This window comes from Thermogemmatispora argillosa (assembly GCF_059696725.1).
On sequence record NZ_AP019377.1, the window covers coordinates 1,341,359 to 1,355,843 of the forward strand.

Here is a 14,485-nt window from a genome sequence, read left to right on the forward strand (position 1 = left end):
TCGCTGGGCTGTTCTTCCTGTTCTTAATTCTTATGCGGCCAGAGAGACAGGAGGGTTTTGCCTTGAAGCCTTTTCACTTTGAACAGCCAGCGCGCTCGGGTCCAGCGACTGGCAACAGCAACACTAGCTACAGCAGTGGCAGCAAGAGCAGCGGAGGCCTGCAACCATTGACGCCGCTGTCAACGACCCGTCCCCTCGGGCAGTTCGGCAACAGCGCACCACGGCGCCGGCCCTGGCTCCCCACGATCATTGTCGCTATGGCCCTGGTGATTTCGCTGGTGGTCCTGCTGATCAGCGGCGGCCTCAACCTGCTGCCCTTCGCTCACAGTAGCGGCTCCTCGTCCCAGCCGGCAGGAGCCGGCCCAACCAGCAATATCATTGGACATGTCTTCTTCCTGAGTAGCGGTCAAGTCAACGTCAGTACCAGTCAAGGCATCGCCGATCAAGTGCAGGTGGACCTCAGTAAGGTTCCGCCCCCAGCGCCTGGCAAAGCGTATTATGCCTGGCTCCAGAGCGATAACACGGTCGAAAGCCAGTCGATTCTTTTAGGCAAGCTCAGTCTGAGCCAGGGCACGGCCCACCTCTTTTACAAGGGCGATCCGCAGCATACAAATCTGCTGGCCATTGCCAGCCGGTTTTTGGTGACCGAAGAGGATGCCTCAACTACGCCGACCGTGCCGTCGCTCGACCGCAGTACCTGGCGTTACCTGGCTGTTATTCCGAACACGCCCGACCCTCGCGATAGCGAGCATCACTATAGCCTGCTGGATCACCTGCGCCATTTGCTGGCGCTTGATCCCACTCTGCAGAAACTGGGCCTTCCCGGCGGCCTCGATATCTGGCTGTTCCGCAATGGGCAGAAGATCCTTGAGTGGGCAGGGGCAGCCCGCGATGACTGGAATCATGGCAGCCCCGATCTAATGCATCGCCAGTTCATCCGCATTCTCGACTATCTTGACGGAATCGAGTTCCTGGGCACCGATGTGCCCCCCGGTTCGCCAGTGCTGGTAGACCCCCATATTGGCCGCGTGGGCCTGCTGCAGTTCGATGCTAACCAGCAGCCACCTGGCTATTTGCATCACATCGGCATTCACCTGGAGGGGGTTGTCCAATCGCCTGGTTCAACTCGTGAACAGGAAGCGCTGGCCCAGCAGATTAATCAGGCCCTCAATAAGGTGCAGACTCTCTATCAGCAGATCCGCCAGGAGGCCATTCAGCTGGTCCACATGAGCAATAGCCAGCTCCGCCAGCCGCAGGCTTTGGCCCTCCTGGATACCCTGGTCAAGCAGGCTCAGGACGCTTTTGTCGGCCAGTTCGATCCCCAGACGGGCGAGCTGCAGGACGGTGTCACCCAGATCCACTATGCTATCGAACGGCTGGCTACCCTGGATGTCACCCCTCTCAATGCATCATCGGCAGCCCAGTGAGTCCCTGCTCTAAGAATAAGGTAATTGGAGAAAATCGTGTAAAAGAGAGGAGTACAGGTATCTATGCCACGTGATCCTGACTACTATGTGCAGACGATTACGCGAGGAGTGCGGGAAGCGCGCACGCTCGCTCAAGGGCCAAGCCAGGGTCAGGAACAGCGTCGGAGCAGCGCCCTCAGTCAGCGCCGGACCGACGAGCTGAGCGAGCCGGTCCGTCCCAGCGCCTCATTGGCTGAGCGCATTGCTCGTTTTGTTAGCAGCCGGCAGCGGATGGCGCTCCCGTCCTACTACCGGCCACGCATTGGCGTGCTTTCCTCCAGTGGCTGCCTGCGTGACGGCGGCTGGCCCGTCTACGCCGGCGACGCCGCCACCGTCAACGCCATCTTTGAGAGCGGCGGGGAGCCGCTGGTCTTGCCAACGCTCCCTATGCTGCAGGGCTGCGACCCCTTCGATATCCTGAGTAACGAGGATCTTTTCGAGGAGGTTTTTCACATTATCTGGCCAATCGTGCGCAACGTCGATGGCCTGGTCTTTGCTGGCGGGGGCGACTTCTATTCCTGCCTCTACGGCGATGTGATGCATCCCCAGACCCAGACGCCCGAGCTGTGGCGCGACATCTGGGAGCGCTACTGTGCGCTCCTGGCCTGGCTGCTCTGCATTCCGACGCTGGGCATCTGTCGCGGCATGCAGGTGATGAATGTGGTACGCGGTGGCGGCCTCTATCAAGATATCCGCTCGCAGTGGCCGCGGAATATGCCGCCCCTGATCCCCCATCGCGCTCGCGGACGCATTACCGCCGATAACTGGATCGAGCACCCTATCGCGGTCAATCCCCGCAGCCGCCTGGCTCGCATCCTGCGCGGGCCAGAGGCCCGCGGCCCGCAGCGCAACTATATCGACGCGGTGCTGTCAATGCATCACCAGATCGTGGGCTACGTGACTCCCGAGGGCGAGCTGATTGGCTATCTGGCCCCGGGCCAGATCGTGGCGGCGACAGCTCCCGACGGCGTCATCGAGGCCATCGAGGATAGTGATCCGCGGCGCTTCTGGCTAGCTGTGCAGTTCCATCCTGAGTGGGTGGTTTACCTGGGCTGGGCCCACAGCCTGTTTGCAGCCCATGTAGACGCCTGTTACCACTACGCTTCCTTGCCGCTGGAGGAGCTGGACCAGTTCCTGCCCGAGATCCGCAACTGGCTGCGTGACTGCGATCAGGCCCTGCTCTATCGTCAAGAGCCTCCGCTCCTGGCAACCACGATTAGCAGCGAGCCTGAGACGTTGGCTGCAGAGAGCACCGGCAAGCGTCTGCGGACACGCTTGCAACCGGTGCCAGAGGAGCAGGCTTGTTCTTCTGCCACCCTGACCTGACCGCCCAAGCCCCATATGGCCCAGGCGTCGGTACTGGCAGGGTGAGATTTTGATGAACTACATAGGCATACTATCACAGTGAAATATTCCGTGTTCAGTTAATTATGTTCTCAGGCCATAGAAAAGGGAAAAATGCTCTCTTGCTGGCCGAGCGGCGGCTTGATGCTGTCATCGGCGGGCGTCTCTTAAATGCTTGCTGGCTTAGCGGCAGTCTGGGCTTGAGTGTGCTGCAGATGCGCCTCCTGGCGCAGAGCTGGTCGCAGGGCAGGGAGGCCCTGGCAACAGCGCTGATTGCCACGGCCTGGTTAGCAGGCTCGTTGCTGGCCGCCACGTTGCTCACCACGAGCCGCAGTAACCCAGCCCGCTACTGGGGCACAGGCCTGCTGCTCTGTACCCTGACCCAATTGGCGCTGCCTGTCATGCGACCGCTGCCGGGAACGCTCTGGCCGGCAACTGCCGCCCTGGGCCTGCTCTCTTTCTTTTCCTCGCTGATCGGCAATGCCTGGCTGCTCCAGCGTCGTCCCTGGCCAGGGGTAGAGGAACGGATCGCCTTAATGCGCGCCGCGCTGGGGACGATGTTCGGGCTCAGCCTGGTCTGGCTGCTGCCCGCGTGGTCGGGCCTGCTCACCATCCTTTGCCTGCTGCCACTCCTCTTTCTCGACTACTGGCCCGAGGCCCGTGCCCCTTTGCCAACGCCTGGGCGCATGGTCGATAACTGGTTCGATCTAACGGAAGGGGCCCGCCGCTGGCGTTTGCAACTCACCTTTGACTGGCTGATACAGGGAGGCTGGTGGCGCTATCTGGCACGTCGCGGACAGCTCGGGCTGGTCCTACTCGCCAGCGGGCTGGCGATCGTGCTCGGCAGTATCTGGAACGCTGTACCGACGCCCTTCGCCTCGATCCTGCAGGCGCAAGGGACGCTGCCGATCCTGCTCTGGCTGCTGCTGGCCCAGGTGCTGGCCCTGAGCCTGGTTTTTGCGCTGCAGGTCCCCCTGCGCGGTATGCTCGGACCGCCCGATCGCTTGATTCCCGAGCGCTGGCGGCCCTGGTGCCAGGCGGTGGCACTTTGCCAGCCCTTTCTGATGGCGATCAGCCTGCTAGCTCTGGGCCTGCCCAACCTGCAAGCTCCAGTCTGGCTGGTCCTCAATCTGGGTCTCTATACGCTGGCCGCCGCCATTTGGGGCATCTTGCTCCCACGCCTGCGGCCCAGTCTGAGTACCGTGATCTTCTCGCAGCGCCATCTGCTGCCGCCGGGCCTGGCCCTGGATCAGGGCCAACTAGCCTACGAGCGCTCTCAGGAGGAGCACGTTAATCGCTTCCTCTTTGTGTCCGAGGGGCTGTTAACCCTGCTGTTAACGCCCCTGGCCGGCTGGCTCACCGGGCGCTGGACGGTCGACGGGCTGCTGATCTTCGCTGGGCGTGGGCTGCTGCTCCTGCTGGTACTCTCAGTTGGCCTGGTTGGATTCCGGCAATTGATTGGGTATAGAGCAGAAGAGAGCGGGTCTGCAGCCTTCCGACCTGCGCCGTGGGAGCGGCTGGGGCACCAGACAGGCCAGGCTCCTCCCTTGGGACCTACCTCCGCCCATGAGCAGGCTTCTCTTGTAGAGGAGATCGAACAATTTTTGCGAAAGAGGCAACATGGATAGCGCTGAGTACCGGCCGCGATTGCCGACAACACAGGCCGGCGGTGACGCTCACCGGGAAGTGGCCGCCGCCAGCCCTCGTGATACGATACCGGGGCCACAGCCGCTGCGTTTAAGCCGTCAACGGCTGTCCGCCAAGGCGAGCCGCTCCTACGAAGGAAGAGCCGCCGCAGCAGCGACTCAGGGACGGCAAGGCGCGTCTCGCGCCATCCCTGCGGTGAGCAGCCGCCAGGTAGCTGACGAAGCCGTCGCAACAGAACCAGCGGCCACAGTCAGGTTGTCGACTGGACCGCTCAGAAGCGGTAGTCTGCTCCTGGCGGGACTGCTCATTGTCACGGTGCTCTTTTCTCTAACGCTGCTTCCTCCCATCGAAGCGGCGTTGCAGCTTCCGGCAGAAAGCACGCAGTTGAGCCAGCCAGTCAAGCCGTCCGGTGCCCCGGACAAAGGCCAAGGGACCACGCCCTCGGTCTCTCCAGGAGCGCCGGCAACGCCCACGGCCCTGCCCGTCGGTATGAGCCTGTTGGCCCAAGACACCTTTCATCGTCCCGATCAACGCGGCTGGGGCACGGCCAGCGACGGTCATGCCTGGCAGGGCGACGCGCGCTTGAGCAAAGCCTTTGCCATCAGCAATCAGCAGGGCCGGCTGGCTGGTGGTCAGGGAGCCTACAACGCCATCTTAGGCCCGACTTTCAGCGACGGCGAGGTCTTCTTTACTGGGGCAATCAGCAGCTTCCAGCAGGCCAACCTCGGTGCGGTCCTGCGCTGGATGGATACCAATAACTGGTACAAAGCCTATCTCGACGGCACGCAGCTCGTCCTGCTCAAGAGCAGCGGCGGTATGCAGACGCGCCTGGCCGCTGTTCCTTTTGCGGCCCAGGCCAATCAACTCTACAGCCTGCGCTTCCGCGTCCAGGGCGATCACCTGGAGGCTCGGGCCTGGCCGGCGGGAAGGCCCGAGCCGGCGCAGTGGCAGGTCAGCGCGCGCGATGATACCTTTCAGAGTGGCTTTGGAGGTCTGCGGCTGGTTTTGGCTCCAACCACCGTGATCACCATCAGCACTTTCCAGGAGCTGGCGCTAGCTACCTCAGCGTCTCGCTCCGAGGGAGGCCAGCTCCACGTAGCCTGAGTTCACGAGTCACACCTCTAGTACTTTTTCGCTACGCATGCCGCCCTCTTCCCCCGCGCATGACACTCCTCAAGCCTGTTCAGCCAGCGCCCCCCTCGCCAACTTCGCGGGCGCACTGAGTAATATCATGGGCAGAAAGAGCCAGTGGAGCCAGTGCCGATGCCATCGCTGCTCACCGCAGGCCGCCTCGCGGCGCAGCCCTCGGCGCCGCGGCGCAAGATGACCAGCTATGAGCTATTTGCGCTGCCACACGGATGAGTGAGCAAACAGCAGCACCACTGGCGTCGCAGCAGAGAAGGAGGAGAAGGCAATGCATATGCCACAGGAGCAAGGCAGGTTTGAAGCTGGCAAAGCCGGGGGAAGCTTCCATAGCGCGCCGCTCTCCCCAAGTGCTCACTCTCTGGCCACCAAGGAGCCGGCAGAGGAGCTGGAGAGTGAGGAGCGAGAAGCGTGGAAAGGGACCTTGCCATCAGAAAGCTACGTGCCGCGGGTCATGCCCCGCCTGCTCAGCACGGGAGATATGGTCGCCACCTTTCTGATGATCGTCTTCTTCATCACGAACGCCACCACCGCTGTAGCTGGTGGGGCAGCGGCCTTTACCTACTGGGCCATTGGTGCTCTGGCCTTCTTCATTCCGGGTGTCATCGCCACCGCTCAGCTTGGGGTGATCTTTCCGCATGAAGGCTCGCTCTACAACTGGACCCACAAAGCTTTTGGCGGCTACTGGAGCTTCTTCGCGGCCTTTTGTGCCTGGTTCCCCGGCGTCCTTGTCATCATCAGCGCTGGCGACGTCATCGTCTCCTACCTGCAGGGACTTAACCCCGGCTGGCTCACCGAGCCCTGGCAACAGGGCCTTTTTATCATTGGCCTCATCGCTGTGACCAGTGCCCTGGCCATCCAGCGCTACAGCGCTGTGCAGAAGCTGGTCAATCTGGTAGCAGGCCTGACGTTAGTGGCAGTCATGCTACTTGGGCTGGCCGGGCTGGTCTGGCTCCTGCGTGGCCATCCCTCGGCCACCAGCTTCAGTCACCTCTCCGACTGGAGCATTCGCTTTGACAAGAATAGCGGCAATCTCTACCTCTTCGGCCTGATCACGCTGGCTTATCTGGGGACCGAAGTCCCGCTCAACATGGGTGGCGAGGTCGCCCGCTTACGCGCGATTACCCGTCATCTCTTCTGGGGCGCTTTGCTGGTCATCGTCGGCTACGGCATTGCGACTTTTGCCCTGCTCGTTATCGCCGGCCCTCAGAACGGTGCGGCTCCCTTCGCGCTGGTGCATGTGGTCGATCTGGCTCTGGGCAAGTTCATGGGCAACGTGGTCGCCTTCTGCCTGATGAGCTTCTTCATCATGGCGATGGTTGTCTATAATTATGCCTACGCCCGCCTGCTGATGGTCGCCGGCATCGATCAACGTCTGCCGGTGAAGGTGGCGCGGCTCAACCGTCAGCGCGTCCCGGCCAATGCCATTATCTTTCAGGCCGCGGTAGCCACTGTTGTGACGGCCTTCGTCTTCTTGCTGGCCCCCTATACGGTCCAGGTGACGACGCCGGCCAACCTCTCGACCGAGGTTTATAACGTCATGCTAGCTTCCTCGACGCTGGTATGGGCCTTCTCGGCGGGCTTTCTCTTCTTCAACCTGATCCGGCTCCACGGCATGCGCCATCCCCTGCTGCGCGAGCGGCGCATTGTCCCGGCGCCCCTCCTGTGGGGTAGCGTCCTCTGTGGATCGGTGGCCTGCTTCCTGGCCATCATCGGCACACTCTTCTACTCATGGACCAACCTGATCAGCAATACGCAGTGGTTCATCATTATCAGCGTCCTGACCTTCGCCTATCTGGTGATTGCAGCCATCGGCAGTATGTTTGCCAACAGTGAAGCCAACTGGGAGAGTGCCCGCCTCTAGCTACAGCGCTTGCGCCCGCAGAAAGAGGAAAGGCGCTCGCTGTAGTCTCGGCGGCATCGGCCTGGGTGGGCCAGGCCAGGGACCACGCGCGCAGCACCGCCAAAGATTGAAGGACCACGGGAAACGTGGCCCTCAATCTTTGGAGCGTGGATCGAAGGCGTCGCGCAGGCCATCGCCCAGGAAAGAAAAGGCCAAAACGATCAAGGCCAGGACAGTGGTGGGGACGAGAATCTCCCAGGGATGCGTGTTGATGTAGGGTGTGGCATCGGAGATCATCAGGCCCAGGCTGGAGCCAGGCGCCTGGACGCCCAGGCCAAGCAGGCTGATACCGGCCTCACCGATGATGGTATTGGAAATGTTGAGCGTCGAGGCCACCACTACGATGCTCATCAGATTGGGGATGATGTGCCGGAAAATGATGCGTAGATCGCTGCTGCCGGCGGTGCGCGCCGCTTCGATAAATTGCTGCTCCTTGAGTTGCAGCGTCTGTCCACGCACGTAGCGGGCCATGAGGGGCCAGACAGTGATTGCCAGGGCTAGAGAGACCAGCAAGAGGCGCCCGTTGCCGTTAGGGCCAATGATCGGCAGCTTGGCCAGGGCATCGGAAGCGCCGGGGCCGATGATGCCGGTGAGCATGATAGCAAAGAGCAAGCCGGGGAAGGCGAACATCAGGTCGGTGAAGCGAGCCAGGACCTGATCGATCCAGCCCCCGAAGTAGCCAGCCAGCACGCCCACGGTCAGACCCAGCCCGATATCAACCATTTCCACGAGGGCAGCGACGATGATAGAGACAAGCATGCCCTGCATCAGCCGCGCCAGAATGTCGCGCCCCAGGTCATCGGTTCCCAGCCAGTACTGAGCCGAGGGGCCTTCATCCTGACGGATCAGCTCCTCATGATAGTAGGTATGATAGACGCTGGCGGGTACCGGCCCGTTCTGAGGACTGTCGTAGACGCCGCCGATGTGCTGGTAAATGGGGGGACCAAAGAAGGCGACCAGCACAAAGAAGATGATCAGGCCAAGGCTGGCCATCGCTCGCTTGTCACGGCGCAGCCGGCGCAGCGACTCCTGCCAGGGCGACGCGCCGCGACGCTCCTCTGTTGCTGCGGCTTCTTCTTCACCGGGCATAGTCCCGAGCGGAGGCGCTTCCCGCACGCCGCTGGCTAATTCCAGCAGCTCAGCCGGCGGGGGCTGTAGCCCGGCATCAGGTTTCACGAAACTCTCGCCGGCGGCCTCAGATGGCTTGTGGTGTGCATCCATAGACATAGGGTTCTCCTCTGTTCCTCCCCCTATTCGAGCCTGATGCGCGGATCAACAATCGTGTAGAGAATATCGGAAATGAGGTTGCCGATTACGACGCCGACCGCCAGCAGGACCACCGTGGCCTGGATCACTGGGTAATCGAGGTCAATCACCGACTGTAAGGAGATACGCCCGATCCCCGGGATATTAAAGATCTGCTCGATAAAGAAGGTACCAGCGACCAGCAGGCCAATGGCAACGCCGAGAACGGTCACCAGTGGAATGAGCGCATTGCGCAAGGCATGCCAATAGATCACGACGCGCTCATGGAGGCCCTTAGCGCGAGCGGTACGCACGTAGTCCTGACGCAGCACCTCCAGCATGGTGGTGCGAGCCAGGCGGGCAAAGTAAGCGTAGCCAGCCGCTCCGTAGACGAGGATCGGCACAATCTTCGGCTGCAGATCAGCCCAATCGTATTGCCAGGGCGTTCCCCAGGATGACGATGGCCAGCTCGCCCCGGTCTTGCTATCGATCCAGACAATGATGACCTGGGCCAGGATAGCAATGACGAAAGGCGGCAGGGCATAGATGATCAGAGCTACGCCCATATTGAGCGTGTCAATCCAACTGTTGGCCTTAATGGCCGAGAGAATCCCCACAGGGATACCAAGCAGCAGTTCAACCACCAGGCCCCAGAAGGCTAGCTCTAACGAGACTGGCACGCCGTCCTTAAGAATATCCCACACCGGTCGGTTCTGGTACTTGAAGGAGATACCAAAGTCCAGATGGGCCAGGTGCACCAGGTAGTTGTAGTACTGCTGATACCAGGGCAGATCTAGCCCGTAGGCGTGACGCAGCATCTGCCAGGTGTGGTAATCAAAATGGTCGCCCATCTGGGCTCGAATGGGATCACCGGGGGCCAGATAGCCCATGATAAAGGTGATGAAGGTGATGCCCACAATCACAAAGATCAGCCCGATCAGGCGCTTCACCAGGAATTGGAGCATGTGCTGTACTCCCTCTCTCTGTTGCTTCTCTGCCCTCCTCCCTCGGCCCGGCTCTTCCCACAAGAGGAGAGCCTGCCGGCGAAGGCCCAAGCCAGGTCAGGCGTCAGCCATCTGCCCGATGGCAGGCTCTTATCCGTCTGCTTGATTATGCCTGACCCGGCCTGGCATAGGCAAGCCTGGCATTCTAAGCCGCGGGGAGGCTGAAGGCTGGGCGCCCTCCTCACGGGCGGGCAGAATGCCAGGCTGCGTATATGAGAGATGCGCTGCTGACTGGTCGGCTAGCAGCGCCAGGTCTCATCAAACAGTGAAGTAGATGTTAGCCCAGTCGTCGGGCGGAATGATCGACAGACCGTTGTAGACGATTCCATGCAGCTTCGTGCTTTGCATGAGCTGGATCTTGTTCTGGTAGATGGGAATCCAGCCCACGTCATCGACGATCTGCTGCTCCGCCTGGTTGTACTGCTGCATGCGCTCCGTCTGATTCAGGTTGACGTCGGCCTCCTCAAGGAGCTTCTGGACCTGCTGCTGCTTTGCAGCATCGGTCGAGTGGTTCTGACCGTAGTTCATCTGGTTGTAGCCAGAGCCTTTGTCGAAGAAGACCGACAGGAAGTCCTGTGGATCAGGATAGTCGGCCAGCCAGCCGGAGATCCAGACCTGCAGGCCGTTGGGGTTATTGACGGTAGCATTCTCCAGGGTGATGAGCTTTTCGTAGGTGGTGCCGACGAGCTTGACGTTAGCCCCAAGGACATTCTCCCACATCTGGGCAATCGCCTGCGAGGCCTGCACGATGGCCTGTACGTCGGTGTAGTAGTTGAAGGTGATGGTCGGCAGTGAGGTCATCCCTTCTTCCTTCAGGCCCTGTTGCAGGAGCTGCTTGGCTTTGGCCTTATCACCCGATAGGCTGCTCACGCCCGCTGGACCGACAAGGTTGGGGTTGTAGCCCGGCATGCCTTTGGGGACGATGTGGTTGGTGGCTTCGACGGCGTTCCTGAAAACGGTCTTCTGTAGCAGCTCTTTGTCGATAGCCAGCGCAAAGGCCTGGCGGATGTGGATGTTGTCAAAGGGCTTCACCAGGTAATTCATAGTGATGTACCTGATGCGGAAGTTCACGTACTCGTGAAACTCCGGAGAGTTGCGTACAGAATCGATCTGAGCTGGAGGAACGCCGATGACGCCGGTGTAGTCAAACTGATGCGACTGGTAGGCGCGGAAGGTGGTATCCTGGTCGCCAGAGATCAGGTACTCCAGCTTCTGGATCTTCGGCTTGGGGCCGTAATAGTTGGGATTGGGCACCAGAACGATGCCTTTGGTGTGGTCATAGCTCTGGACCTTGAACGGCCCGGCGCCGCCACCTTCGGTCAGATGGTCAGTCCATTTGCTGCCGTACTTGTCGATCAGCTTCTTCTCGACGACGTACGAGCAGGGATACGTGAGCGCCTGCAGGAAATAGGCCGCGGGCTTGCTGATCTTGATAACAACAGTGTTAGGATCGGGCGCCAGCAGGCTATCGCCGATCAGGGTCGGGATCTTGCCACTGGTGATCTTGTCGTAGTCCTTGATCAGGTTGAGATAGTAGGCGACCTGCGACTTGGTGGCCGGCTGCAGGGTGCGATCAATGCTATAAATAACGTCCTGCGAGGTGAGCGGCGTACCATCGCTGAACTTGAGATTGGGCCGCAGATGGAAGGTGTAGGTAAGACCATCAGCGGAGATCTCATGAGACTGGGCTAGCTGGTCGCGGAGCTGAATGTTGTGATCCCACTCGACCAGGCCAGTCCAGATGGCCTGAACGGTATTAGCGTCGACGGCAAGCTGTACCAGGGCCGGGTCCAGCGTACCGAAATCGGTCGCTCCAATAGGAATGCGCAGGACCTGCTTATCAGGCGGCGCAATCTGCGTGCTGCTGCTGCTGCTGCTCTGTCCCCCACCGCAGGCGACAAGCAGCGCAATCAGGCAGAGCAAGGCCGGAATCAAGGCTAAGGGAAATGGTCTGCTCTTACGCACGGGTAACCTCTCTTCTGGCTTCTGTCCTGTCGGGACGGAGAAGATGATACTGAGTGGCTTCTACCAGCCGGCACCGACTGGTAGCTTTAGGAAGAATGCTTCCCGCTAGGCCTGCTTTTGCTGGCTACGACGTTTCTCCCTGTGCTTCATTGCCTCCTTCCGAACTGGGAAACGTGTGCCTGACTCACGCCTTGCAACAGGCTGAGCTGTATAGATATTACGTCTATTCTAGGAGTAATCTCTCAACCATCTGCGCCTGCTTATTCCTTCCCGCTCACCACTGCTCTCCTCCGATTTTGGCCGCCCGCCTTCTGTGGTCAAAGACGCAGCATCAGAGCAGTGGCGGCGCTCCTGTGAACTACTCCTGCATTCCAAGTGACCATCATCGCTGGTTACCCCCTTTGCGTTTCCGCGCGATCTTCTCTCCTCCCAAGCTGAGAGGCCCGTCTCTTGAGATCCAGCCGGCACAGCTTGCCCTCCCCACTTCCCCCTCAACGCTAGCCTTTCAAGACTGTAAGACTATAAGAATTCTTTCCTGAAGCGAGGGCGACGAGAGGGAAAAAGCCGCGTCTCACAGCCAAAAGCAGGCAAGAGCCTGGTCAGCAACCGGCCTGGCGCCCTGGGATGCCTCACGCCAGGCGACCAGCACTCTTGCCCGCTTTGCCCAGAGAGCAACAAGCTCATCCTGCTCTGCCATCAGCTCGCTCCTTCGTAGAGCTGGCGGCAGGGAGTCGGGGAGAGAGGCGAGGCGAGGAGGAAGCTAACGGTCGGCGAGATGGATACGCAGAATCTCGCCCTGGCCAGGACCGTAGCCGTACCCTTTGTTCGACACGTAGAGGTCGCCATCGGGTCCGAAGGTCATGGCTGTTGGGAAGCTCAGCCCCGAGGCGATCAGCACCTGGCGCCCGCGCTCGCTGACGCGCACGATCACCCCTGTGCCCGGCACCGGACCAGCATTATTGGCCGTCGTGGTCTCCAGGACATAGAGCCGCCCTCGCCGATCGAAAGCCAGCCCAACCACCGCCGTCAATCCGCTCATCAAGACACGCACATGGCCACGCGGAGTGATAACCAGCAGCTTTGCGGTTCCTACATGCACAGGGAAGGTACCCAGATTAGCCACATAGAAGAGACCGCGATGGAAAGCCACTGCCGTCGGTACAATATGGCCCTGGCTGGCCGAGATATCCGCCACCCGTTGAATCTCGCTGCCTGCATGCCGATCATGCTGCCAACGTGGCGTAATCCGATCCAGCTCGCCGTGATTGGGCTCCAGCGCATACAGGCTTCCATTGAGCGCCACCATGCTATACCAGGTCCCGTCAGGCTCGAAATCCTCCCGATCGGGATGCTTGACCGGATGCGTCTGCAGAAAATGGCTGAGATCGGCAATGTAGATCACGCGATGGTGCTCCGGATCAAAGCGGAAAATAGCATTGGGCACCTGGGGGACACCGTGGGAGCAACCGGCTCCCGAAAGCAGCCCATAGAGCGTATGGCCGATAAAACTCAGATCTGAGACGCCGCTGATCGTGCTCCCACTGGCCTGACTTGTCTGACTGGAAGGCAGATGATCGATCAGGGTGACTCGCTTCCCATGCCGGTCAATGCGCGAAATGCGGGCAGTGAAGCCGCCGGTGTACGGGCCAATCGGCGGCGGCACCTGCTGGCAACGACCAACAGTCGACTGCTGCCCTCCAAGGCCTCCCTCAGCGACGTAGAGCTGCCCATCAGGGCCAAAGTGCAGGCCTCGCGGATTGTTCAACCCGGTTGCAAAGACGCTGATCCGACCCAGCGGCTCAGCCAGGGACTGAGCGCGCGCCCGCGGCGGAGCCACTACCAGCGACGCCGGTAAGATCAGCCCGATGGCAATGGCTCTCACAAGTATCCTTCTCACACGTGTGATGTTCATCTCTCTCCTCTCTATTTTCATGATTATCTACCATAAAAATTGGATATATGCTTTTCAATAAGCATATATCCGTATGTTATGCTGCTACTACTACTATAGAGAGGAGCAAGAAACACAAGCAGACGCGGGCAGGCGGGCGTCCCAGAGAGGGAGAAGCTCACCCTCTCCAGGGGACCTCAGCGAACCAGAGGCACCAGCGTCTTGATACGGCTCAACTCCTCGCGTCGTCGCTGGCGATAGCTGAGGTAATCATCAAGCACGCGCAGCGAATGGCGATCCATGCGTTGCCGCAGTTCGTCCTCTGTGAGCCAGCAAGGGCGGCCTTCCATTCCAGCTCGTAGCTGTCCGCCGCGCACGCGCGCGTGATAGACAAAGCTGACTGTGCTGAGAGCGCGCCAATCAGTTGTTACCAGCGAATAAAAATTGATCAGATCATCGGCTTCCAGCAGTAAGCCCGTCTCTTCGCGCCCCTCACGTTCCGCCGCTTCACGTGGATGCTCGCGCCAGGTCATAAAGCCACCCGGAAAGACCACCCGTCCGCTGGGGAGAAGCATCACCAGGTAGCGCCCCTGCTCCTCCACGACCACCGCTGCGCTGCCGAAAGGTGGCAGCTTATTACCAAGCAAGAGATTCACCAGGTTAAAGCAGAAGCTCACCCAATACTTGAGCCATCCATAGAGCATTGTTTTTACTGTATTCATAAACACTATCTTTACTGCCTCTTCTTTTCGCTTCGAGATAGAACAGGCCCCGGACAGCCTGTCCTGGCCACCAGTCAGGCGCGCTCAGAGGGAGAGCGGCCCTCGTTCGCTACAGGAAAAACATAGCCTTTCTCTGTCGCAATTCGCAGAGCACC

At 60.2% G+C, this 14,485-nt stretch carries 10 protein-coding genes; 5 read left to right on the plus strand and 5 right to left on the minus strand.

The features are described from left to right. Window positions 1–62 precede the first annotated feature (62 nt). The 5 genes from AC6H1L_RS05260 (at window position 63) to AC6H1L_RS05280 (ending at window position 7,464) form a co-directional block, all read left to right on the plus strand. On the plus strand, window positions 63–1,427 hold the full coding sequence (locus tag AC6H1L_RS05260) for a hypothetical protein (protein WP_497600487.1): 1,365 nt from the start codon (window positions 63–65) through the stop codon (window positions 1,425–1,427). Between the two features lie 63 nt (window positions 1,428–1,490). Next, entirely contained in the window at window positions 1,491–2,792 is a 1,302-nt protein-coding gene (locus tag AC6H1L_RS05265; RefSeq protein ID WP_497600488.1) for a gamma-glutamyl-gamma-aminobutyrate hydrolase family protein, read from the plus strand. 104 nt (window positions 2,793–2,896) lie between these two features. Beyond that, the gene (locus tag AC6H1L_RS05270) at window positions 2,897–4,438 is read left to right on the plus strand and encodes a hypothetical protein (protein WP_497600489.1); all 1,542 of its coding nucleotides are present in this window, start codon (window positions 2,897–2,899) and stop codon (window positions 4,436–4,438) included. Between the two features lie 19 nt (window positions 4,439–4,457). Then, a complete protein-coding gene (locus tag AC6H1L_RS05275) occupies window positions 4,458–5,561 on the plus strand; it encodes a hypothetical protein (RefSeq protein ID WP_497600490.1) in 1,104 nt (367 codons plus the stop codon). A gap of 316 nt (window positions 5,562–5,877) precedes the next feature. Beyond that, window positions 5,878–7,464 carry an APC family permease gene (locus AC6H1L_RS05280; RefSeq protein WP_497600491.1) on the plus strand — a complete coding sequence of 529 codons (1,587 nt, stop codon included), beginning with the start codon at window positions 5,878–5,880 and terminating at the stop codon, window positions 7,462–7,464. A 132-nt stretch (window positions 7,465–7,596) separates the two neighbouring features. On the opposite strand, the gene AC6H1L_RS05285 is transcribed toward AC6H1L_RS05280, so the two are convergent. The 5 genes from AC6H1L_RS05285 to AC6H1L_RS05305 all read right to left on the minus strand — a co-directional run bounded on the left by AC6H1L_RS05285 (window position 7,597) and on the right by AC6H1L_RS05305 (window position 14,330). Continuing rightward, a complete protein-coding gene (locus tag AC6H1L_RS05285) occupies window positions 7,597–8,730 on the minus strand; it encodes an ABC transporter permease (RefSeq protein WP_497600492.1) in 1,134 nt (377 codons plus the stop codon). Window positions 8,731–8,753: 23 nt separating this feature from the next. Then, a complete protein-coding gene (locus AC6H1L_RS05290; protein WP_497600493.1) occupies window positions 8,754–9,713 on the minus strand; it encodes an ABC transporter permease in 960 nt (319 codons plus the stop codon). 297 nt (window positions 9,714–10,010) lie between these two features. Further along, window positions 10,011–11,717: a peptide ABC transporter substrate-binding protein gene (locus tag AC6H1L_RS05295; protein ID WP_497600494.1), complete on the minus strand. Its 1,707-nt coding sequence runs from the start codon at window positions 11,715–11,717 to the stop codon at window positions 10,011–10,013. Window positions 11,718–12,477: 760 nt separating this feature from the next. Then, on the minus strand, window positions 12,478–13,629 hold the full coding sequence (locus AC6H1L_RS05300) for a ScyD/ScyE family protein (RefSeq protein ID WP_497600495.1): 1,152 nt from the start codon (window positions 13,627–13,629) through the stop codon (window positions 12,478–12,480). Window positions 13,630–13,805: 176 nt separating this feature from the next. Further along, complete coding sequence (locus tag AC6H1L_RS05305) at window positions 13,806–14,330, minus strand: NUDIX domain-containing protein (protein WP_497600496.1); 525 nt, start codon at window positions 14,328–14,330, stop codon at window positions 13,806–13,808. Between the last annotated feature and the right edge of the window lie 155 nt (window positions 14,331–14,485).